General features: G+C 59.1%; 18 protein-coding genes and 1 pseudogene. 14 read left to right on the top strand and 5 right to left on the bottom strand.

Features of this window, described 5'->3' with window-relative positions:
* Nucleotides 1-13 precede the first annotated feature (13 nt).
* Both GFM02_RS10120 and GFM02_RS10115 read right to left on the bottom strand, forming a co-directional pair.
* Nucleotides 14-238: a DUF982 domain-containing protein gene (locus GFM02_RS10120; protein WP_064653080.1), complete on the bottom strand. Its 225-nt coding sequence runs from the start codon at nt 236-238 to the stop codon at nt 14-16.
* Between the two features lie 286 nt (nt 239-524).
* Complete coding sequence (locus GFM02_RS10115) at nt 525-866, bottom strand: hypothetical protein (RefSeq protein WP_077978520.1); 342 nt, start codon at nt 864-866, stop codon at nt 525-527.
* A gap of 411 nt (nt 867-1,277) precedes the next feature.
* Here GFM02_RS10115 and uvrB point away from each other — a divergent pair, with 411 nt between their 5' ends.
* From uvrB to GFM02_RS10075, 8 genes and pseudogenes are all read left to right on the top strand, one after another.
* Nucleotides 1,278-4,271 (top strand): excinuclease ABC subunit UvrB, encoded by a 2,994-nt coding sequence (gene uvrB / locus GFM02_RS10110; protein WP_168321583.1) that lies wholly within the window; start codon nt 1,278-1,280, stop codon nt 4,269-4,271.
* Nucleotides 4,272-4,425: 154 nt separating this feature from the next.
* On the top strand, nt 4,426-5,463 hold the full coding sequence (locus GFM02_RS10105) for a DUF262 domain-containing protein (RefSeq protein WP_168321582.1): 1,038 nt from the start codon (nt 4,426-4,428) through the stop codon (nt 5,461-5,463).
* Nucleotides 5,456-6,052, top strand: a complete 597-nt coding sequence (locus tag GFM02_RS10100) for a HEPN domain-containing protein (protein WP_168321581.1) — start codon at nt 5,456-5,458, stop codon at nt 6,050-6,052. The genes GFM02_RS10105 and GFM02_RS10100 overlap by 8 nt, the downstream gene beginning before the upstream one ends.
* Nucleotides 6,053-6,254: 202 nt before the next feature.
* Nucleotides 6,255-6,344 (top strand): annotated as a pseudogene (locus GFM02_RS35050) (GNAT family N-acetyltransferase); the annotation flags it as partial.
* Between the two features lie 335 nt (nt 6,345-6,679).
* Complete coding sequence (locus GFM02_RS10090) at nt 6,680-7,534, top strand: hypothetical protein (protein WP_168321580.1); 855 nt, start codon at nt 6,680-6,682, stop codon at nt 7,532-7,534.
* Nucleotides 7,535-7,599: 65 nt separating this feature from the next.
* The gene (locus GFM02_RS10085; RefSeq protein WP_168321579.1) at nt 7,600-7,986 is read left to right on the top strand and encodes a GNAT family N-acetyltransferase; all 387 of its coding nucleotides are present in this window, start codon (nt 7,600-7,602) and stop codon (nt 7,984-7,986) included.
* 334 nt (nt 7,987-8,320) lie between these two features.
* Nucleotides 8,321-11,119, top strand: a complete 2,799-nt coding sequence (locus GFM02_RS10080; protein WP_168271208.1) for a metal-binding protein — start codon at nt 8,321-8,323, stop codon at nt 11,117-11,119.
* A gap of 180 nt (nt 11,120-11,299) precedes the next feature.
* Nucleotides 11,300-14,536, top strand: coding sequence for a cadherin domain-containing protein (locus GFM02_RS10075; protein ID WP_168271209.1), 3,237 nt, complete (start codon nt 11,300-11,302; stop codon nt 14,534-14,536).
* 85 nt (nt 14,537-14,621) lie between these two features.
* On the opposite strand, the gene GFM02_RS10070 is transcribed toward GFM02_RS10075, so the two are convergent.
* Complete coding sequence (locus GFM02_RS10070) at nt 14,622-14,933, bottom strand: putative quinol monooxygenase (protein ID WP_168271210.1); 312 nt, start codon at nt 14,931-14,933, stop codon at nt 14,622-14,624.
* A 173-nt stretch (nt 14,934-15,106) separates the two neighbouring features.
* On the opposite strand from GFM02_RS10070, the gene GFM02_RS10065 reads away from it, so the two are divergent.
* The 3 genes from GFM02_RS10065 (at nt 15,107) to dusA (ending at nt 17,695) form a co-directional block, all read left to right on the top strand.
* Complete coding sequence (locus tag GFM02_RS10065) at nt 15,107-15,574, top strand: DUF3828 domain-containing protein (RefSeq protein WP_168271211.1); 468 nt, start codon at nt 15,107-15,109, stop codon at nt 15,572-15,574.
* A 723-nt stretch (nt 15,575-16,297) separates the two neighbouring features.
* Nucleotides 16,298-16,510 carry a cold-shock protein gene (locus tag GFM02_RS10060; RefSeq protein ID WP_003540801.1) on the top strand — a complete coding sequence of 71 codons (213 nt, stop codon included), beginning with the start codon at nt 16,298-16,300 and terminating at the stop codon, nt 16,508-16,510.
* A gap of 183 nt (nt 16,511-16,693) precedes the next feature.
* Nucleotides 16,694-17,695, top strand: coding sequence for a tRNA dihydrouridine(20/20a) synthase DusA (gene dusA, locus GFM02_RS10055; protein ID WP_168321578.1), 1,002 nt, complete (start codon nt 16,694-16,696; stop codon nt 17,693-17,695).
* A gap of 37 nt (nt 17,696-17,732) precedes the next feature.
* Here the strand turns inward: dusA and GFM02_RS10050 are convergent, their stop codons facing one another.
* Entirely contained in the window at nt 17,733-18,689 is a 957-nt protein-coding gene (locus GFM02_RS10050) for a S1C family serine protease (protein ID WP_168271213.1), read from the bottom strand.
* 555 nt (nt 18,690-19,244) lie between these two features.
* Between GFM02_RS10050 and GFM02_RS10045 the strand changes: the two genes are divergently transcribed.
* From GFM02_RS10045 to GFM02_RS10035, 3 genes are all read left to right on the top strand, one after another.
* Nucleotides 19,245-20,081: an alpha/beta fold hydrolase gene (locus GFM02_RS10045; RefSeq protein WP_168271214.1), complete on the top strand. Its 837-nt coding sequence runs from the start codon at nt 19,245-19,247 to the stop codon at nt 20,079-20,081.
* A 3-nt stretch (nt 20,082-20,084) separates the two neighbouring features.
* Complete coding sequence (locus GFM02_RS10040) at nt 20,085-20,405, top strand: hypothetical protein (protein ID WP_410056133.1); 321 nt, start codon at nt 20,085-20,087, stop codon at nt 20,403-20,405.
* 196 nt (nt 20,406-20,601) lie between these two features.
* A complete protein-coding gene (locus GFM02_RS10035) occupies nt 20,602-20,811 on the top strand; it encodes a hypothetical protein (RefSeq protein ID WP_168321679.1) in 210 nt (69 codons plus the stop codon).
* A gap of 159 nt (nt 20,812-20,970) precedes the next feature.
* Here the strand turns inward: GFM02_RS10035 and GFM02_RS10030 are convergent, their stop codons facing one another.
* Nucleotides 20,971-22,023, bottom strand: coding sequence for a calcium-binding protein (locus tag GFM02_RS10030; protein ID WP_168321577.1), 1,053 nt, complete (start codon nt 22,021-22,023; stop codon nt 20,971-20,973).
* Nucleotides 22,024-22,077: the final 54 nt, after the last annotated feature.

Raw genomic sequence — 22,077 nt, 5'->3', positions numbered from 1 at the left:
CGCGTCGCTCCAGCTATACCGCAGGGTTCAAAGCGGAGGCTTCTGCGCCGTCTTCATCATCATTGATCGTAACGCCGGCTTCCAGCGCGGCCAGGATGAAGGCCTGCCGCACCGTCTCGGCCGGCATCCGTCCGGCAAGCCAGGCGCGGCAGAAATCGATCGCCCTCTGCTGATGGACGCCGCCATTGACCGGCCAGTCCGAGACGAGTGCATAAAGCGCATCCTGCGGTGAGCGCAAAACCAGCCGTTCGCCGGTATCAAGGTCGATCGAGATGGGGGTTTCCCAGAAGGCAGAATGGTCGCTAATGGCAGTAGCACCTGAAGCTTAAGTCACAGGAAACTAACTGCGGAGGGCCGACTTCGGTTCCGATACGGGGGTTCGGACGATCGCCGCGCGGCATTTCACGAATGCCGTCGGTCTTTCGGCGAAGAAACGACGGGCGCCGAATGGATATTGAAATCGGGATCGCCGGCCAATGCCTCACTTTTGGCCGGGCCGATCTCGATTGTAGCGGCCCCGGCAGTCAGCCGGGCAGCTTGCAGCCCTTGCTCATTCCAGCGGACTGCATGGCCGAAACCTTGCCTTTGGACGCGGCAATTTCGCCTTCCTTGTCTCCCCCGGCGACGCTGCCGATGGGGACGCCAACGAGGAAGACACCGAAAGCATCGCCATTCGCTGCGCTGATCTGCTGCTTGGACAGGTCGTCGAGCTTGGCCTTCTCTTTCTTATGTTCGACTGCAAGCGCCTCGCAACTGAGGTTCGTATAGGCGGCCATCGGAATATCGACCTGGACGATGGCGTCAGGACGTTTGGCGCAGCCGGCCACTGCCGCGGCCGCCGCGAATGCAATGATTATCTTGTTCATGAATGGTCCCCAATTCCCGCAGCAGCTGTAACATTGCCGCGCGCATTGCGGGAGGCTGCCCAGCCTTCAACCACAGACTTTTATTCGACTGGGGATGCATTTGGGTTTACCGATGGCCTGCAAGGAGCAGCGCCGAGCGCGTGCTTCGAGGCTCCGCCCTCTCGGGCTGCGCACCTCAGCATGAGGGAGGTTGGAGGATGCCGCAGCCGCTCGCTGGCGCGAAGGAGGCCGCCAGCGCCCAAGAGAGCCTCACCCTGAGGTGCCCCGCAGGGGCCTCGAAGGGTGGGGCGGGCACGCCGGCCCCAGCCCCACAAGCTTCGGAATTATTAAGCCAATCCGAACGATTCATTCGTTTCCCTTTTGTACTCTTTCCCTCTTCACTTTCGCGCTGACTCTCTCCATATTCTGCCCATGGCCAAATCTCCGAAGAAATCCCCCGCCCCGAATGGCTTCGAGGAAGCCCCTCAATCGTCTTTTGAGGGAGCCCCCCTCTCAGGCTCGGTTGCCGACTGGGTGAAGCAGCTGGAGGCCGATGCCGAAGCCTCGGGCGTCGAGACCCAGCGCCAGATCGCCTCCAAGGCCGGCAAGCACCGCAAGAAGGTGGAAATCGCCGCCAGGACGAAAACCAGCGACGGCGGCGTCAGCGCGTCGAAATCGGCGCGCGGCACCTCCATGGGCGGCTCGACCGACCCGAAGACGCGCGCCGCCGCCGGCCTCAATCCCGTCTCGGGCATGGATACGACGCTGGAGGAGGCCTCGTCGCTGCAGGCAGGCACCGCCGTCACCGCCACGGTCGAGGCGCTGTCGGCGCTGATCGAGAGCGGCAATCCGCTGCACAAGAACGGCAAGATCTGGACGCCGCACCGCCCTGCCCGGCCCGACAAATCCGAAGGCGGCATCGCCATCCGCATGCAGTCGGATTACGAGCCGGCCGGCGACCAGCCGACCGCCATCCGCGACCTCGTCGAGGGGCTGGAGAATGGCGACCGCAGCCAGGTGCTGCTCGGCGTCACCGGCTCCGGCAAGACCTTCACCATGGCCAAGGTGATCGAAGCGACGCAGCGCCCGGCCGTCATCCTGGCGCCGAACAAGACGCTGGCCGCCCAGCTCTATTCGGAATTCAAGAATTTCTTCCCCGACAATGCGGTGGAATATTTCGTTTCCTACTATGATTATTACCAGCCGGAAGCCTATGTGCCGCGCTCCGACACCTATATCGAGAAGGAAAGCTCGATCAACGAGCAGATCGACCGCATGCGCCACTCGGCGACGCGCTCGCTGCTCGAACGCGACGACTGCATCATCGTCGCCTCGGTCTCCTGCATCTACGGTATCGGCTCGGTCGAAACCTATACGGCGATGACCTTCCAGATGTCGGTCGGCGACCGGCTCGACCAGCGCCAGCTGCTGGCCGACCTCGTCGCCCAGCAATATAAGCGCCGCGACATGGACTTCACCCGCGGTTCCTTCCGCGTGCGCGGCGATACGATCGAGCTCTTCCCCGCCCACTTGGAGGATGCCGCCTGGCGCATCTCGATGTTCGGCGACGAGATCGACGCCATCACCGAGTTCGACCCGCTCACCGGCCAGAAGGTCGGCGACCTGAAATCGGTCAAGATCTACGCCAATTCGCACTATGTCACCCCGCGCCCAACGCTGAACGGCGCCATCAAGTCGATCAAGGAGGAGCTCAGGCTTCGCCTGGCCGAGTTGGAAAAGGCCGGCCGCCTGCTGGAAGCCCAGCGCCTGGAGCAGCGCACCCGCTACGATATCGAGATGCTCGAAGCCACAGGCTCCTGCCAGGGCATCGAAAACTATTCGCGTTATCTCACCGGCCGCGATCCCGGCGATCCGCCGCCGACGCTGTTCGAATATATCCCCGACAACGCCCTCGTCTTCATCGACGAAAGCCATGTCACCGTGCCGCAGATCGGCGGCATGTACCGGGGCGACTTCAGGCGCAAGGCGACGCTGGCCGAATACGGCTTCCGCCTGCCCTCCTGCATGGACAACCGGCCGCTACGCTTCGAGGAATGGGACGCCATGCGCCCGGACACCATCGCCGTTTCGGCCACCCCTGGTAGCTGGGAGATGGAACAATCCGGCGGCGTCTTCGCCGAACAGGTGATCCGCCCGACCGGCCTGATCGACCCGCCGGTCGAGGTCCGCTCGGCCCGCAGCCAGGTGGACGACGTGCTCGGCGAGATCCGCGAAACATCGGCCAAGGGCTACCGCACCCTCTGCACTGTACTGACCAAACGCATGGCCGAGGACCTGACCGAATATCTGCATGAGCAGGGCGTGCGCGTCCGCTACATGCACTCCGACATCGACACGTTGGAACGCATCGAGATCCTCCGCGACCTGCGCCTCGGCGCCTTCGACGTTCTCGTCGGCATCAACCTTTTGCGCGAAGGCCTCGACATTCCCGAATGCGGCTTCGTCGCCATCCTCGACGCCGACAAGGAAGGTTTCCTGCGCTCGGAGACCTCGCTGATCCAGACGATCGGCCGCGCCGCCCGTAACGTCGACGGCAAGGTCATCCTCTATGCCGACCAGGTCACCGGCTCGATGAAGCGGGCGATGGAGGAAACCGGCCGCCGCCGCGAAAAGCAGATGGTCTATAACCAGGAACACGGCATTACCCCTGAATCGGTGAAAGCCAGGATCTCCGACATCCTCGACTCCGTCTACGAACGCGACCACGTCCGCGCCGATATTTCGGGCGTCTCGGGCAAGGGCTTCGCCGATGGCGGCAACCTCGTCGGCAACAACCTGCAGACCCATCTCAACGCGCTCGAAAAGAGCATGCGCGACGCCGCCGCCGACCTCGACTTCGAAAAAGCCGCCCGCCTCCGCGACGAAATCAAACGCCTCAAAGCTGCCGAGCTGGCGGTCATGGACGATCCCATGGCCAGAGAAGAGTCAAAGGCGATGGAAGGCGTCAGAAGGAACGCCAAAGCGACCCGCGAGTCCCTTCTCCCTGCCGGGGAGAAGGTGCCCGGCAGGGCGGATGAGGGGGCCACCCCCTCCTACTTCTCCAGACCCAGCCTCGACGACATGGGCCCAGGCACCGACACCACCACTCCCCTCTTCCGCAAGCCCGCCCTCGACGACATGGGCCGCGACATCGCCGAGCCCGCAAAGAAGACCCTCTTCCGCAAAAACGACCTCGACGAAATGACCGTCGGCCGAACGGAAAAGCCGGTCACCGGCGCGCTGCCGGAAAAGCCGGATGCCGCCAAGAGCACGAAGCGGTTTTCACCGCTGCTTGAGGGACAGCCGGAACGCGATGACGTGCGGCCGGTCGTGCGCGGGAAGACGGGCGTGGGGAGTTATGAGGACCCGGGCGAGCAGAAGCGCAAGGGGCGGACGAAGGGGAAGACGGGGCGGCCGGGGCGGTGAGTCATCTTATCGCCAAGTTCGAAAATTGATAACAGCCATTGCGCCACGTATATTGCGGAGTCTAGCGACCTCGCTGTGATCAGGTGATGTTAAAACTTCAGCAACTTCTGATTGCTTATAGTGTAGGGCAATAGCCGCCCCCTGGGATAGTACCATGAAAAATAATTCAACCTTAAATCTAAATACTGTTGATTATCCTTTTGAAACGTTGGTTCAGCGAGCAAAGGCAAATCCACCCAAACTCATTCTCGATCCAGATTTTCAGCGAAAATACAAATGGGATAAGGAAGGTTGGGCTCGCGCTTCTAAATTTATTGAATCGTGTTTGATGCGAATTCCGCTTCCGTCTTGCTATTTCGCAGAGACCAAAGATGGCTCACATCTTGTGATAGATGGAGTGCAACGGATAACCACAGTTTTAAAGTTCTTTAATAACGAGTTTGCACTTGAGGAGATGAGCGCTTTTCCAGATTTGGAAGGAAAGAAATTTTCTGAATTAGGAGCCTATCGAGCGGAACTTGAGTCAACCACGATAAGGTGCGTAATACTTCGGCGCGAAAACCCGGACGAACTTGTCACAGAGATATTTGCGCGCCTAAATAAAGGCTCGGTTTCGTTGTCTGACCAAGAAATTCGGCATGCCCTTTATCCTGGAGCTTTTGACAAACTTTTGAGCGAACTCGCCGAGAACAAAATTATTAAAGATTTCGGCCTCGGCAAAGAAGGAAAGGGAAAGAGGGACGCTCGAGAATCTGAAGAGTTAGTCCTAAGATTCTTTGCTTTTTTTGAATCTCCAGAAACATACGAGGGAAACCTATCGAAATTTCTCGATAAATATATGAAAACGGCGTCGTATTATTCTGGAGACAAACTGGAGAAACTAAAGAAAGACTTCAATACCGCGTTGAGCGCTTGCCTGATTGCTTTCGATGAAGATGAGGTTTTCGCCGACATAAGCAGAGACCGACGTCGCCAGGGGGTAGTATATTATGATTTGCTTATGACAACGCTGGGAAGGATAAAACACTCTGTTATAAAGAAAAAGAGAGAAGCAATTCGCTCTGCATTCATAGATCTTTGCAAATCCGACTCGTTTAAAAAATCTACCGCAGGTGGATTGCAACGCAAATCCTCTGTAAATAAACGGAATTCTGATTGGAATAAGAAACTGCAGGGCGCCATCCGTGATTAATCGTACAGCGCTTACTGTGTTTAGTCAGCAATTCGATGACCTACTCTTAATTGTGTCGGAATCAAACCGACGCGTCACAGTGGACCCGATTGATCGTCTGTTTGAAAACTACCTAAATGTGTTCACCAAATCTTACATAGTAAGCGCCCGCTCAATACTTGAGGCATTCATTCAGGATGTATTATTTTCTTATGTCACCGTCATGGAAGATAGAATAATAAAATCAAATATACCGAGAAACATAATTATGTGGTCACACGGAGAGACAAAGAAAACATCATATAGATTTGAATCCTACAAGACAGGCATAGAAAAAAGCAATATCACGGACGAGGTTTCAGCAAATTTCTTTAAAACCATAAAAATATTTGAAAAAATCGGCATTGACTTAGAAGGAAACGCAAATTTTGCAAAATACGCAGACTTTATTGGATCCACTGTCGACAAAAGAAATAAGATAGTACACCACAACGATAACGCTAGCGATATTAGCTTGACGGACGTTATCAATATTATTGAGAAATTCAAAGAGTACGCTGAAGCCATATTTGCTGTCGTAGAAAAGAGTCCGCATCTTTCAGCATTGTAGATATTGATGCCGATCTGCGTAAGGACTTGCATGGCCGTACGTTGCTGCCCATTTTGTTTCAGCCGATGCGCAGTTGCTATAGCCTTCCCGCGGACCCATGCGCCATCCTCTCCGTCGCCGCCACCAGCGCAAAGTAAATCCGCTCCACACGACAGGCCGAACTCCTCGCGCTCGCCTCATACCCCGCCGCCGGCCAGCCGCGTCGTACCACGACAACCAACTCCTCGGCTTCGTTAATGTCGCATGGGATGGCGGCATTCATGCCTTCATTCTCGCCACGTGCGTTGATCCCACAGAGGCAGGCCTCATCAACCTGGCATAAGGCCCGCCGCCTCTTCCGGTTGATGCGCCGCATCCGTCATTGATCGGCAACAGCTTTGCCCTAGCTTCTGCTGGCGGCCGGCCGTCGCGGCGGCTTCGGGGGACGACATGCATGAACGAACGCCTGAAACGCGTAGCGTGAATCCGGTTCGCCGCAACGCACTTCGGCCGGCGGCCGGACGGTTGCCGTCTCCTTCGCGGGTGCCCGAGGCCAGGAAGCGGATCATCAATCTTTCAGCCTGCCTCGCCTTGATCCTGACGCCGGCGGCAGCTTACGCGGACACGACACATCAGGGAAATGCCGACATGTTCAAGACCCTTCTCTCCAAAATAGGCCTCCGCTCCCAAGCACAGCCCGTCTCTGCCGTGCCGCCCGAAACGCTGGCGCAGCTGCGCGACGCCGTTGCCGCGCGCCTGCGCAGCGAGCCCGAGGTCGAAGAGGTTGCGATCGACGCCAGCAATCCCGCCGCTCTCCGCGTGCGGCTTGCCAATGGCGGGGGAGAAGCCGTGACGGGGACGGTCGATGTCACCAACGTCTACGGCAGGCTTTATACGCTCCGCAACGATCTGGACCGCGAGGCCGCCATCGAAAACCTCGTGCAGAGCATTCTCGTCACCGTCCGCAGGCCGGAACTCGACCTGCAACATGTCTTCGCCAATATTCGCTTCCGGCAGCCGCCTACGAATGAACAGGATGCGGCAACGTCCCTGGCGGAGGAACTTGCCGGCGACGTGGCGATCGTCTTGCAGCTGGACACGCCGCAGAGCCTGGTCGGGCTCTCGCGCGCCGATCTCGGCGAACGCTCCGTCGCCGAGATCCGCCAGGCCGCGCAGAGCAATATTCTGCGGGAAATGTCGAAGCTCCAGGAAGAACGGGTCAACGATCACATGATCGCCTACCGGATCGACGACAACCCACCGCTGACGCCGGCCATCGTGCTGACGGATGAATTCTGGGCGATGGTGGACAAGAATTTCCCGGATGGCGCCTTGCTGATCCTGAGCCAGCGCGACGAGGTCGCCGTGATCGACCGGAAAGCGCCCTCCGCGCTGATCACGGCCCGGCAGCTGATCGACATGGCGAAACACCGCGGCGTCGATTTTCTCTCCGACAGGATTTTCGAGCGGCGCGACGGCCGGCTCGTCACTGTGACGGAGTGAGCCTGCAACGTCGCCCGCCCTTGATCAGGAAGACCTCCATGCCCGCTAAAGGAAGGGAACCGCCCATGCTGGACCTGCGCATCGACCCCTTCCCCTCCGCCGCCGAACTGAACGCCCTCTTTTCCGCCGCCTGGGACAGCCCGCACAACCACGATTTCACCGCCATCCTGTCCCGCAGCCTCGCCCATATCGGCGCCTATCAGGACGACCGTCTCGTCGGCTTCGTCAATGTCGCCTGGGATGGAGGCATCCACGCCTTCATCCTCGATACATCGGTGCATCCCGACATGCGAAGGCAAGGCATCGCGACGCGCATGGTCAGGGAAGCGACGCAGGTTGCGCGGGAGCGGGGTGCAGAGTGGCTGCATGTCGATTTCGAGCCGCACCTGACTGGCTTCTATCGCGCCTGCGGTTTCAGACCCACGGAAGCAGGCCTCATCAAGCTGGCATAAAGCCGGCGGCCGCGCGCGAAGTACTCCAAACTATGACGTTCAACGGCAATGTTGAAACAGACCGGCTTACAGCCAGCTTTCCCACAGCTATTCCGCGAACTTATATGATATAAAAGACTAAAATATCACCAAGAGTACCCTAATTCCAACTGCTAACTTCGTGTTTAAGCTTACTTTTCCGTTAAAAAAGCAATAAAAAAACACAATTACCCATTGAAAACTTAGTTGCGGATTGGCATAGATCCCCAAAGGGTTGTCGTCCGTTGAACCAGTAAGAACAGTTCTTCTGAGATTCCTCGCTTTACAGAATACAACGCATCTTTGAAAGTTTAATATGGCCCTGAATATTCTGGACACGAACGGCGCCACAGTTACCAAGACCGGCGCTGAGTTCGAAGCTTACGATGTTATCCGCAACTCCGAAACCAACCCTTCCGCGCCCGTCACTCTCACCGTTTCCGATTCCTCGGCGGCAGATCTGGCCGACGAGTTGGGCTTGGTATCGGCGAACGTGACGGTATCGAGCGGCGGCAGCACGGTCACGACGGGCGCCGGCAACGATGCGATTTCGGGCGGCGACGGCGCAGACACGCTGAGCGGCGGCGGCGGTGACGATACGATCTACGGCAATGCCGGCAACGACAAATTGATCGGCGGTGACGGCAACGACAGGATCACTGATGGTGGTTTTGGCTTTGTGTCCGGACCTGATGGCAGCCTCCAACCAGAAATCGTCGACATTGACGGCGGCGACGGCGACGATTTGATAACCATTGAGAGATTCGCTCCACTGATATCGGGAACGATCGATGGCGGTGCCGGGATCGATACGTTGCGTGCCTCGGCGCTCCGGGGCCTGACGATCAAGAACGTCGAAGTGCTTGAATTGGCAGATTTCCAGGTTAGCGGTTCGAGCGCACAGTTCGAGAGCTTTGATAGGATCGTTAGGTCGACCGATCCGGTCTTTAATTTTGATCCCTCACTGATAGTGACGGACAGCGCCCATCTCGATCTTTCCGACGAACTGGGAGATCTCGGGACCCTTGTCCGCGGCTTCTCCGGCATTGACGTCAAAACCGGCGACGGCAACGATGAGTTTGCGGGCAGCGACGTCAACGACATTTTCGACGGCAGCGGCGGCAGCGACCTCATCAATGGCAACGACGGCAATGACAAATTGACCGGCGGCGACGGCAACGACACCATCAATGGCGGTGCCGGCATCGACACGGCTGTTTTCGCCGGCAATTTTGCCGAATATTCCTTCGCGATCGACAATGGCAGCCGTGTCGTGACGAGCGCGCTGGAAGGCACGGACAGGCTGACAGACGTCGAATTCGCGCGCTTTGCCGATGGCGTTTACGACTTCGCGACGGAAAGCTTCACGCTCAACAGCACCGAGCCGGGTACTCCGCTGAATATCCTGGACACGAACGGTGCCACGATTACCAAGACCGGCGCCGAGTTCGAAGCGTACGACGTCATCCGCGACTCCGAAGCCAACCCTCTCGTCGCGGTCAATCTGGTCATCTCGGATTCCGGCACGGTAGACCTTTCCGACGAACTGGGCTCGGGCTCCGCCAATATCACCGGCTCACGCGGCGACAATGCGATCACCACAGGCGCCGGCAATGACAATATCAATGGCGGTGACGGCAATGACACGCTGAACGGCGGGGCCGGAAACGATCAGCTTCATGGCGGGGATGGCCATGACACGCTGAATGGCAGTGACGGCAATGACCGGCTCTGGGGCGACATCGGAAATGACATCATCAGAGGCGGCGCGGGTAACGATACGATCTCCGATGGTGAGCTTTTTGGCCTTGCCTCTGAAGTGGTTGATATCGATGCGGGCGACGGTAACGATGCCATAATTCTTGAGACATTCGCTCCAATGAATTCCGGAACGATCGATGGCGGCGCCGGGATCGATACGCTGCAGATATCCTCGCTCCAGGGCCTGACGATCAAGAACGTCGAGATTCTTGAAACGGCCGGATGGTCGGTTGCCGGATCGAGCGCGCAGCTCGAAAGCTTCGACAAGATCGTCTGGTCGACCGATCCGTTCGGCGATTTTCGCGCCTCAGTGGCACTGACGGACAGCGCCCACCTCGATCTCTCCGACGAGCTGGGAGAACTCGGATCTTTCATCGACGGCCATGCCTTCGGCATTGACGTCAAGACCGGCAGCGGCGACGACGAGTTCACAGGCACCGACGGCAACGATATTTTCGACGGCAGCGGCGGCAACGATATCCTCAATGGCAATGCCGGCAATGACAAATTGACCGGTGGCGCCGGCGACGACACCATCAATGGCGGCGACGGCGTCGATACGGCAATCTTCTCCGGCAATTTCGCCAATTATTCCTTCGCATTGAATAATGGCGATCACATCCTGACGAGCGCTGGGGAAGGGACGGATACGCTGACAGACGTCGAATTAGCGCGCTTTGCCGACGGCGTCTACGATTTTGCCACGGAAACCTTTACGCCGAAGGGCAATGCCGCGCCGACCAATATCCAGCTTTCGAAGACCGCCCTCTCAGAGGACACGCCGATCTGGACTACGGTCGGCCTGCTCAGCGCCAAGGACGCCGATGGCGACGCCCTCACCTATACGCTGATCGACGGGGCGAATGATCACTTCCGGCTGAAGGGCAACCGCATCGTCACCTCGAAGGAATTCGACTACGAGACAGACAAGTCGCACACGATCAAGGTGGCTGTTTCGGACGGCAAGGTCACGGTCGAAAAGGACATCACGATCAGCGTCCTCGACGTCAACGAAGCCCCCGTCAATAAGGCGCCGACCAATCTCGCCTTCTCGCGCAGCTCGGTCTCCGAGAATATCGCGATCGGCACCTCGGTCGGCCTTCTCACAGCCGTCGATCCGGAAGGCGGCACGGTGAAGTGGCGGCTGACCGATGATGCTGACGGCATCTTCAAGCTCGTCGGCAACAAAATCCAGACCAAGGCGGCGATCGACTACGAAAGCACCCACAGCTTGACCTTCACCGCCGAAGCCTACGACGCGGCCGGAAATGCAACCAGCCACGAGTTTACGCTGGCCGTGAAGGACGTCTTCGAGCCGTCGGTTTCGAGCTTGTCGCATGAGGCGTTGATCTAGTCGCAACACTGCCGCGGGACGCAGACATGCGTCCCGAACACTGCCCCACCTTCCAACCTGCGGCCGCCGTCTCTCCGAATAAGGCGACTGCTCTCCCGCACGAACCTTCTCCATCCGGAACGGCAGATAAAGACACAAGCCGTTCTTGCAGAGTCCAACGCATCTTCTAGAAAGTTTAACATGGCCTTGAATATTCTGGACACGAACGGCGCCATTATTACCAAGACCGGCGCCCAGTTCGAAGCTTACGATGTTGTTCGCCACTCCCCCGCTAATCCTCTCGCTTCGGTCGATCTGCAGGTCTCGGATTCCGGCGTGGCAGATCTGGCCGATGAACTGGGCACCGTCTCCGCGAACGTGGTAGGTTCGAGCGGCGACAATGTAATCACGACAGGCGCCGGCGACGACTTGATCAACGGTCAAGCTGGTGATGACACGCTGAATGGCGGTGACGGCAATGACGAGATTTATGGCGACGTCGGCAATGACGTCATCAATGGTGGCGCGGGTAACGACACGATTAGCGATGGTTATTATTTTTCCGATGTCGCTGAAGTCTTCAATATCGATGCGGGCGATGGCAACGACACCGTAATTTTGTCCAACGACACTTTCCTCCAGATATCAGGAACAGTCGACGGCGGCGATGGCACCGACACGCTGCAAGCCAGCATTTTGTCGGGCCTGACGATCAAGAACGTCGAGATCCTCCAATCAGGGATATTCGGAGTTACCGCGTCGACCGCGCAACTCGAATACTTCGACAAGATCACCGGTTCGAGCTCCGATTCCTCCGTCAACTTGGTCTTGACGGACGGAGCCCATCTCGATCTCTCCGACGAGTTGGCAGGAGACCGAAACTACATCTCTGGCAATAACGACGTATCCGGTATTGACTTCACCACCGGAAGCACTCAGGACAATGTGATCGGCACCGCCGCCAACGACGTTATCGACACGGGCGATGGCAACGACTACATCAACGGCAATGCCGGGGACGATAGGTTGGACGCCGGCAAGGGTGACGATGAAATCTTCGGCGATGCCGGAAATGACGTCATCAGGGCCGGAGCGGGCAACGACATCATCTTTGATGGTGATTTCTTCAGCGGTTCCCCGGAAGTCTTTGACATCGACGCAGGCGACGGCGACGACGCCATAACCCTGCGAACCGGGGGGCTTTCCGGAACAATCGATGGCGGCGCCGGGATTGATACTCTGCAAGCCTCCTCGCTCAGGGGCATGACGATCAAAAACATCGAAGTCCTTGAAACGGCGGGATCGGTGGTATCAGGTTCGACCGCGCAGTTCGAAAGCTTCGACAAGATCGTTTACTCGAGCGATCCGAGCGAGGGCTTTCCCGCCTCATTGTCATTGACGGACGGCGCCCACCTCGATCTTTCCGACGAACTGAAAAACGGTGCGGCCAGCATTCGCGGCTCCGCTTCCGGCATTGACGTCAAGACCGGCGGCGGCGACGATCAATTCGCGGGAACCGACGGCAACGACATTTTCGACGCCGGCGCCGGCAACGACACGATCATTGGTAATGGCGGCAACGACAAATTGATCGGCGGCGACGGCAACGATACAATCACCGACGGTGGATTTGGCGGCTTTCTCCCGGAGGTCTTCGACATCGATGCAGGCGACGGCGACGATGCCATAGCCGTGGAGACGTTCAGTCCACTGGTTTCCGGAACAATCGATGGCGGTGCCGGGTTTGATACTCTGCAAGCCTCCTCGCTCAGGGGCCTGACGATCAAAAACATCGAAGTCCTTGAAACGGTGGGATGGTTGGTTGCCGGTTCGAGCGCTCAGTTCGAAAGCTTTGATAAGATCGCCTACTCGGCCAATCCGGCCGACGATTATCGGCCCTCATTGGCATTGACGGACAGCGCCCATCTGGATCTTTCCGAGGAACTGGGAGATCGCGGGGCTTTCATTTCCGGTTATGTCTCCGGCATTGACGTCAAGACCGGCAACGGCGACGACGACTTTACGGGCACCGACGGCAACGACATTTTCGATGGTAATGGGGGCAACGACATCATCAATGGAAAAGCCGGCGATGACATCATCAGAGGTGGCGCGGGCGACGACAAGATCACCGATGGGGATAATATGTCCACCGCCCCTGAGGCCTTCGACATTGACGCCGGCGATGGCAATGATGCCATCAACTTGCAGTCACACTCTTCCGCGCTTTCCGGATTGATCGATGGCGGCGCCGGCACGGATACGCTGCGTGTCATCGAGCCGACATTGGACCCCGGCATGGAATCCATTGGGCTTACCGGCTTGACGATCAAAAACGTCGAAATTCTTGAAACGGCAGCAGCTGGGGTTTTCGCTTCGGCCGCGCAGTTCGAAAGCTTCGACAAGATCGTCATTTACGACAAAACGGGTTACGAGAACGATGTCCTCTCACTGATATTAACGGACATTGCCCATGCCGATCTCTCCGACGAGCTGGCAAACCGCCATGTCGACATTTACGGCGAGGCCTTTGGCCTGGACGTCAAGACCGGCGGCGGCGATGACTACTTCTTCGGGACCGAAGGTAACGACAAATTCGAAGGCGGCGCCGGCAACGACACGCTGTTTGGGGGTGCCGGCATCGACACGGCAGTCTTCGCTGGCAATTTCGCTAACTACACCTTCGCGATGAACAACGGCGATCACATTCTGACGAGCGCCAAGGAGGGTGTGGACACGCTGCGCGACATTCAAATCGGTCGTTTTACCGATGGTGTCTACGATTTCGCCGAGGGCACCTTCACACCCGACGCTAATACCGCACCCATCAATCTCCAGCTCTCGAAAACCTCTGTCTCCGAGAGCACCCCAATTTGGACCACCCTCGGCCTGCTCAGCGCTCACGATGCCGACGGTGACAAGCTCACCTACAAGCTGATCGACGGCGCCGACGATCACTTCCGGCTGAATGGGAACCGCATCGTCACCTCCAAGGCTCTGGATTACGAGACGGCCAAGTCGCACACGATCAAGGTGGCAGTCTCCGACGGCAAGGTCACGGTCGAAAAGGACATCACGATCAATGTCCTCGACGTCAACGAAGGACCCGTCAACAAGGCGCCTACCAATCTCGCCTTCTCACGCGGCTCGGTCTCCGAGAATATCGCGATCGGCACCTCGGTCGGCCTTCTCTCGGCGCGCGATCCGGAAGGCGGCGCGGTGAAGTGGCGGCTGACGGATGATGCCGACGGCATCTTCAAGCTCGTCGGCAACAAGATCCAGACGAAGGCGGCGATCGACTACGAAAGCACCCACAGCCTGACCTTCACCGCCGAAGCCTACGACGCGGCCGGAAACGTCACCAGCCACGATTTCACGCTTGCCGTGAAGGACGTCTTCGAGCCGTCGTTTGCGCTGTCGCACGAGGCATTGATCTAGCCGCGACAGAATTGCCGGGCACCGAGGTGGGACTTGCAGTCGTGCAAGCCCCACCGATGGGTGGCTGCGCGAAATCAGGCACGCATCAGTCAAACCGCTCGTCGATATGCTCCACCTCAGCGGAAATCACATTGTCGATGACGACATGCGACAGCAGCGTCGGGCCGACGGCCCATAACTCGCGCATGTGATCCGTATCCTCGTGCCGGCGATGCGCTTCCTCGCTGGTGAAGGCCTCGGCCAGCAGGATCTTGTCGGGATGCTCGGGCATCGGTACCAGCTCGATATAGAGACAATCCGGGTCGAGCCGGCTCTGATCGAGATGGTTCTGAGCCGCAGCCAGATAGGCATGGCGCTTTCCAGGCTTGGTCATGAAGAATCCGACGATGCATTTCATCTCACCCTCCCCAGCTTGATTTGGAAGTTTCGCCCGGGCGCCTGCCACAAGCAAGCGCGAAGCCTTTCATAAGCAGCGATGGCCGAGCCAAACCCTGATACCCCTCCAAAAATGCCGCTCCACCTCAGCGCCTGATTCCGCTATGTTTCACCGCTTATCCGAGGAGAGCCCGCATGCGCCTGCCCACATTCATCCTCGCCCTCGCCGTGTCGGCGGTCGCAGCCTTGCCTGCATCGGCGCAGACCTACAAGACGCCGAAGGCGCTGCTCAAGGCGCTCTACAGCTACGACACCGACAACAGCGACGCCGAGGCGCCCTCGCCCTATTCGACCTTCTTCTCCGACCACCTGAACGACCTCCTTCAGACCGATCTCGACAACACGCCGGAAGGCGATGTCGGCGCGATCGACTTCGATCCCGTCATCGCAGGTCAGGACGGCGCGGCCAGCGACGTCAGGATCGGCCAACCGATCCTGCTGGATGACAAGGCCGAGGTGGAGGTGGAGTTCGAAAACGGCGAAGAGGTGACGCTCTTCTACACCCTGGTACGCGAACACGGCGGCTGGAAGGTCGACGACATTGCGAACCAAAAAGGGGATAATCCGTGGAGCCTGAGCGCGTTGCTGGGTGATGCGCAGTAAGTGGACGGCCTCGAGGGATCTCGCCCGTGATGAGGATGGAGCGGAAGAGAGCCCTCATGGTGAGGAGGCCCAAGGGGCCGTCTCGAACCACGAGGGCGGGCGTGGAAGCTCCTCCCACCTGCATTCCACAAAGCCCCCTATGCAAATCGAAGGTTAGGCGCCGGTGGCCGCCCCCGTCCTTCGAGGCTTCGCCCTGCGGGCTACGCACCTCAGAATGAGGGCGGAGCAAAGACGGCGCGAGGAACACCGGAGAGCAGACTCTGCGATCCGCCTCACCATGAAGACTGATCGGTGTGCCCGCCGCCCCGACCGCCCCACGAAATCCCTGCCCGGCTATCGAATCTGCCGCTCATCCCGTTTCGGCACGGAATCCCGATATGGCACAGGCGTGCAAGAATCCGTTAACCCATCGTCAAGTATCTGAATCTTCGGCATTTCCCGGTATCGATGCGGGCATGCCACAATAATCCCGCTTGCTTTTTGCCCGAAATGCTGGCACGAATTGACTTACTCGGGCATTTGCATGCCGGTGACTGGACTGATGTGGTAATCCCTTCCGTTTGGAAGGCGGCGCGGGACTACCCGCCTACGTAGACGTTCTTTCCCCGTACGTGACTTCTCCGACTGACCCTTCGTCTCAATCGATCGGGGCGAAAGCTAAAGCCGTCCGCTTCCTCTCGGGGGCGCGGATACTACACAGACTAAGGGAAAAGGACGATCCCAATGGCCACCAAGGGCACCGTAAAATTCTTCAACCAGGACAAGGGTTTTGGTTTCATCACGCCGGACGGCGGCGCAAAGGACGTTTTCGTCCATATCTCTGCGCTGCAGGCTTCTGGCATCCAGTCGCTGCGCGAAGGCCAGCAGGTTACCTTCGACACCGAGCCGGACCGCATGGGCAAGGGCCCGAAGGCTGTCAACATCTCGGCTTCGTAAGTCAGACATCGCTTCGGCGGCATGAACGGCGCTCCGCAAGGGGCGCCGTTTCTGTTTGTGGTGATCGGCGGTCATTTGTCGATCGCATTGGCAGGTGTTATATGCGCGCATTATGGATGCCCGCCCATGCGGCGGTGACGGCGCCGCGCTGTGGCGCCGGTAACAAGGAACAATGGAACGTCGATGACGCAGAAGAGGCCGATTTTTGCGGTCGCCCCGATGATCGACTGGACGGATCGGCATTGCCGCTATTTCCACCGGCAGATCAGCCGCGAGGCGCTGCTCTATACCGAGATGGTGGTGGCCGATGCGATCATCCACGGCCCGCGCGACCGGCTGCTCGGTCATGACGCCGCCGAGCATCCGCTGGCGCTGCAGCTCGGCGGATCGGACCCGGCAAAGCTTGCCGAGGCAGTGAAGATCGCCGAACCCCACGGTTATGACGAGATCAACCTCAATGTCGGCTGCCCCTCCGACCGCGTGCAGTCGGGCACCTTCGGCGCCTGCCTGATGCTGACGCCGGAGACGGTGGCCGAATGCATCGCGGCGATGAAAGGGGTTGCAACCGTGCCGGTGACGGTGAAATGCCGGATCGGCGTCGACGAGCAGGAACCGGAACGGGCGCTGCCCGAGCTGATCACCCGCGTTCTAGACGCCGGCGCCGACGCGATCTGGATCCATGCGCGCAAGGCCTGGCTGAAGGGCCTGAGCCCAAAGGAGAACCGCGAAATCCCGCCGCTGGATTACCAGATTGTCTACCGGATGAAACAGCGCTGGCCCGACGTCTTCATCGGCATCAACGGCGGCATCCGCACGCTCGACGAGGCGGCAACCCACCTTGCCCATGTCGACGGCGTTATGCTTGGCCGCGCCGCCTATCAGAATGCCGCGATCCTTGCCGACATCGACCAGCGCTTCTTTGGTGCGCCTGCGGCCGAACCGGACTGGGAAGCGCTGCGTGACCGGATGATGGCCTATGCCGAACGCCACATCGCCAGCGGCGGCCGGCTGCAGCACGTGGCCCGCCACATGGTCGGCCTCTTCACTGGCCTGCCCGGTGCCCGCCGCTACCGCCAGATCCTCTCCACCGATGCCGCGAAAAACGGCGCTGGGCCGGAGGTGCTGGCGGCAGCCTTTGCGGCAGTGGATTTTTCGGGGACCGAGCAGGAGGCGGTCAGCGCCTGACGTAAGCGACGCCTTGTCATGACGCCGAAGTGCGACGTCATGAACGCGCCGTCGGCAGCAAGATCTTCTTCTCGATCCGGCCCGCCACCGAAAACACCAAAATCTCCGTATCCCTGCCGATCCTGCTGCCATCCATCAATCGGACGATATCATCGACACCGCCGACCGGGCTGCCGTCGATGGCGAGGATATAATCGCCCTCCTGCAGGCCTCCCTTCGCCGCCGGCCCGTCCGGCTCGACGCGGCGGATGCGCACGGATGTCGTCTGCACCGTGCCCGCCGCAAGCGCCACCCGGCGCGGCAGCACGATCGTATCGCCTGCTATGCCGATGAAGGCGCGCCTGACCTGCCCATAGCGGAGAATTTCTGAAACGACGAAATTGGCCGTATTCGATGCCACGGCAAAGGCGATGCTCTGCGCGCCCTGAATGACGGCGGTGTTGACGCCGATGACCTCCCCGCCCGAAGACACCAGTGGCCCGCCCGAGTTGCCGGGATTGAGCGCCGCATCGGTCTGGATCACATCCTCCATCAGCCGGCCGCTGGCCGCCCGCATCGACCGGCCGAGCGCCGAGACGATGCCGGCGGTAACCGTCCATTCGAAGCCGAGCGGGTTTCCGATCGCGATCGCGATATGGCCCCTGCGCAAGCGCTGAGAATCTCCGAGCTTCGCCCAGGCGCCGGTGCTTGTATTGGCGCGAATGAGGGCGATATCCGTATCGACGTCGCGACCCAACACCCGGCCCTCGGTGACGAAGCCGTCAGGCGTGGTGATGCGGACCACCTTGGCGTCGTCGACGACGTGACTGTTGGTGATGATCAGGCCGTCAGGCGAGACGGCGAAACCCGACCCGTGCCCCTGCCGGCCGCCCACCCTCTCGATCCGGCTGACTGCCGGCCCGACGATGTCGATTGCGGCTGCGATCGATTGCGAATAGGCATCGATCAGCGCCCCATCATTCTGAGGCGCTATGTCCTTATCCATGTAACCCATTATTTGATCCTCAGGCGGCAATAACGGCCGTCCCGCCGCCGGCAAAGCCGTCGCGGTTGCGACGGTCCGCCATGGCGCTGTTGTATGAGGATTAGATGGTTGGGCGATGAACCGCGTTCAAGTGAGCGCCGGCAGCAGCATGCACGCGGCGGCAGAACGGGAGCCCACCTACCCCGGACAGATATATTGAACTACCCGGACGGATATATTGAACGAATATTAAAAAAATGGCTCATTACAGACGTTCGCCGCGCCCCTGACGGACTAGCCTGAGGCAGCCAACAGCCGAGATACCGTGGATTAAAAGAATGTTCGCAGTGCAAAGCAGCCATGCGAAATGGGCGGGTTCACACCCATCCTCGCGGAAACATACAAACTTCTGTCATGTCAATAGAATAGAAAGAAGCATTCAATAATATATTCGGGTTGATCAGGCGCGACCTTCTTGCCCCTAGCCTCCGGCCCAACGGCGCTCGTGGCCTTGTCAATTCTGCCGGCAACAGCGCAAACTTCTGACCGCATTAATCCAACCAACCCAACCAACGGAGCCAAAAGATGAGCACGGTTACCACCAAGGACGGCGTCGAAATCTTCTACAAGGATTGGGGGCCGAAGAGCGCCCAGCCGATCATGTTCCATCACGGCTGGCCGCTATGCTCCGACGACTGGGATGCCCAGATGCTGTTCTTCCTCGAGAAGGGCTATCGGGTCATCGCCCATGACCGGCGCGGCCATGGCCGCTCGACCCAGGTGGGCGACGGTCACGATATGGATCACTACGCCGCCGATGCCGCAGCCGTTGTCGAGCATCTCGACCTCAGGAACACGGTCCATGTCGGCCACTCCACCGGCGGCGGCGAAGCGACCCATTATGTCGCCCGCCATGGTCAGCCGCAGGGCCGTGTCGCCAAACTGGTGATCATCGGCGCCGTGCCGCCGATCATGGTAAAATCCGAAGCCAATCCCGGTGGCTTGCCGATCGAAGTCTTCGATGGCTTGCGCAAGCAGCTCGCCGCCAATCGCGCGCAGTTCTATTACGATCTGCCGGCCGGTCCGTTCTACAGCTTCAACCGGCCGGGCGCGAAGGTCCTGGAACCGGTCATCAACAATTGGTGGCGCCAGGGCATGATCGGCGGCGCCAAAGCGCATTACGACGGCATCAAGGCCTTTTCGGAAACCGACTTCACCGAAGACCTGAAGATCATCACCGTGCCGACTTTCGTCATGCATGGCGACGACGACCAGATCGTGCCGATCGCCGACTCTGCCCTGCTCTCGTCCAAGCTCCTGCAGAACGCCACGCTGAAGGTCTACGAGAAATTCCCGCATGGCATGTGCACCACTCATGCCGACATCATAAACCCCGACATCCTCGCCTTCATCAAGGGCTGATCCGTGATGTTGCCGGGCGCCGACGAGGCGCCCGGTTGCTGTTATGGCTGTGACTCCATACGTAGGCACGCCGGCCATGTCGATCGATTGACGGCCAGTGACTCATTTTCCCATGAAACCGTTTTCGCCGATTTGCGTTTAGCGGCCATGAAAAGAGAACGTGAACCCTCATCAAAGGCTTACCGGCAGGATCGTTTCGAAAACACCGAGCGAGCCGCCAAGGAAACCATCGAGGCGGAGCAGCGGGCCCGCCGCGAAAAAACCAAGCGGCTGAAAGAGCTGCGCCTGGCGCAACAAAGCGGCCAGGATCCCGCAACCAAGTAGATCTCACGCTCACACCATCCGTCCGGCCGACGCCTTGATCGGTCTCATCTCGTGCCGCCGCCCTCGCCCGCATCTTCTCGCGCGGCCAAAATTGTTTTTTGAATTTCGGACCTTCGCCCATCTTGCAGAGCAAAGATCGCGAAATTATCTTTTTTCCACGAAAGCAATTCACGGCATCCAAAAAGGGCAGATTGCGATGTCAGACAAGCTGTTCAGCACGCGTGACGAACCGCTCGCCTCGGAAGACCTCGATGTGTGCAGGCGTGTCCATGAAGCTCTCTGTAGCGGGCTAAAGATCGACAGAGCAGGCAAGGAGGCCGACCGTCTTGGCGCCCTCATCATCGAGCTTTACCGCCAGGGTGTGCACGACGAGAACCAGCTTCGGTTGCTGGCCGGTGCAAGGTGAGCCTGATAGCGCCTCACGTTAGCACAACAAAGGGCGGACCGACTACTCCCGCCATTTACCGGCACCGAACGCACATGGAGACCCAGGGCGCAGAAACTTGCGCCGCCGCTGCATGAACACACGACGATGGGGGTCGGCGCAGTCATTCAGGTTCAGCACCTAGCGCATAAGAATCTTGTCCCTGTCCCAGGACATTCCATCGGAAAATTCGATCTTTTCAATGCCCCAATAGCCCTCGGCCAAGAACTGCTTCTCGACGGTGATCACTGCGCCCGTGGGTTTGACGATCACCATCAGCTTTGCCGCATCCCGCAGCAACATCACGTCGGAAGCGGTGAGATCGGTTAGGCGAAGTGTGTCGATCTCGTTCGACATGTTGACGATGTCATCGATGACGTCGGAGCCGTGGCCGCTGGCATAGACATAGGTGTCGTCGCCAAAGGATCCGGAAAGCGTGTCGTTTCCTTCAAACCCGATGATCAGATCGTCGCCCCTCGTGCCTTCTAGAGTTTCCCGGCCGACAGTGCCGGCAATACCCTCGGGCAGAACCACACTGATATGCGCGGCGATGTCCTGCTTCGACCAGATTGTCCCGTCGCTGAACCTGATGCTTTCGATCCCCTTATCACCACCTGATCGTCCCGACTCGATGAGGATAGACCCGCCCGCGGCCATACGTGCTGCAGTCCTTTCAAGCGCCCAGATGAGCCTGCCGTCGCTCTTGGCCGCAAGCCTCGCTTCCTCGAGAATTGATACGTTCTTGGCGGCATCTGCCGCACTCATCCTGATCGCAATGATGAGATTGTCGCCCTCCTGGCGAAGGCCGATATCGCCGGGGCCGATATCGGAAAAGATCAGCGTGTCGGCATTGCCGCTATCCTCGATCGTTTCCACAATGGTGTCGTTGCCGTCGCCGCGGGCATAGCCGTAGGTGTCGTTGCCGGTGCCGCCGGTCAGAAGATCGTCATCCTCGTTGCCGTAGAGCGTGTCATCTCCCTCGTCACCCCGGATTTCATCCTGTCCGCCTCGACCATACACCACATCGTCGCCCGCACCGGCATCGATCCGTTGGTTGCTGTCGGGATCGGATGTAAGGACGATGTTGTTGACGGCCCGCCCGCTGTCACGCGATGTCTGACCGTAGATGCTTATCGACAAAATCAGGCCCAACCCAAGGATCAGGGCCGTCCGCCGCACGCGCCAATTCAGCATTCTTCCAGTCCCCTGCAAGACGCGCCCCGGTGGCATCGACCGCCACCAGTAGCC

Source organism: Rhizobium leguminosarum bv. viciae (assembly GCF_012276115.1).
Classification (GTDB): Bacteria; Pseudomonadota; Alphaproteobacteria; order Rhizobiales; family Rhizobiaceae; genus Rhizobium; species Rhizobium leguminosarum_T.
Note: the sequence above shows the minus strand (reverse complement) of the source record. Positions and strands in the feature narration are given on the sequence as shown.

Excerpts from the sequence above, each read along its gene's own strand:
- GFM02_RS10115 (WP_077978520.1), bottom strand. The coding sequence starts at position 866 with ATGAACAAGATAATCATTGCATTCGCGGCGGCCGCGGCAGTGGCCGGC.
- uvrB (WP_168321583.1), top strand. The coding sequence starts at position 1,278 with ATGGCCAAATCTCCGAAGAAATCCCCCGCCCCGAATGGCTTCGAGGAA.
- GFM02_RS10105 (WP_168321582.1), top strand. The coding sequence starts at position 4,426 with ATGAAAAATAATTCAACCTTAAATCTAAATACTGTTGATTATCCTTTT.
- GFM02_RS10090 (WP_168321580.1), top strand. The coding sequence starts at position 6,680 with ATGTTCAAGACCCTTCTCTCCAAAATAGGCCTCCGCTCCCAAGCACAG.
- GFM02_RS10085 (WP_168321579.1), top strand. The coding sequence starts at position 7,600 with ATGCTGGACCTGCGCATCGACCCCTTCCCCTCCGCCGCCGAACTGAAC.
- GFM02_RS10080 (WP_168271208.1), top strand. The coding sequence starts at position 8,321 with ATGGCCCTGAATATTCTGGACACGAACGGCGCCACAGTTACCAAGACC.
- GFM02_RS10075 (WP_168271209.1), top strand. The coding sequence starts at position 11,300 with ATGGCCTTGAATATTCTGGACACGAACGGCGCCATTATTACCAAGACC.
- GFM02_RS10070 (WP_168271210.1), bottom strand. The coding sequence starts at position 14,933 with ATGAAATGCATCGTCGGATTCTTCATGACCAAGCCTGGAAAGCGCCAT.
- GFM02_RS10065 (WP_168271211.1), top strand. The coding sequence starts at position 15,107 with ATGCGCCTGCCCACATTCATCCTCGCCCTCGCCGTGTCGGCGGTCGCA.
- GFM02_RS10060 (WP_003540801.1), top strand. The coding sequence starts at position 16,298 with ATGGCCACCAAGGGCACCGTAAAATTCTTCAACCAGGACAAGGGTTTT.
- dusA (WP_168321578.1), top strand. The coding sequence starts at position 16,694 with ATGACGCAGAAGAGGCCGATTTTTGCGGTCGCCCCGATGATCGACTGG.
- GFM02_RS10050 (WP_168271213.1), bottom strand. The coding sequence starts at position 18,689 with ATGGGTTACATGGATAAGGACATAGCGCCTCAGAATGATGGGGCGCTG.
- GFM02_RS10045 (WP_168271214.1), top strand. The coding sequence starts at position 19,245 with ATGAGCACGGTTACCACCAAGGACGGCGTCGAAATCTTCTACAAGGAT.
- GFM02_RS10035 (WP_168321679.1), top strand. The coding sequence starts at position 20,602 with ATGTCAGACAAGCTGTTCAGCACGCGTGACGAACCGCTCGCCTCGGAA.
- GFM02_RS10030 (WP_168321577.1), bottom strand. The coding sequence starts at position 22,023 with ATGCTGAATTGGCGCGTGCGGCGGACGGCCCTGATCCTTGGGTTGGGC.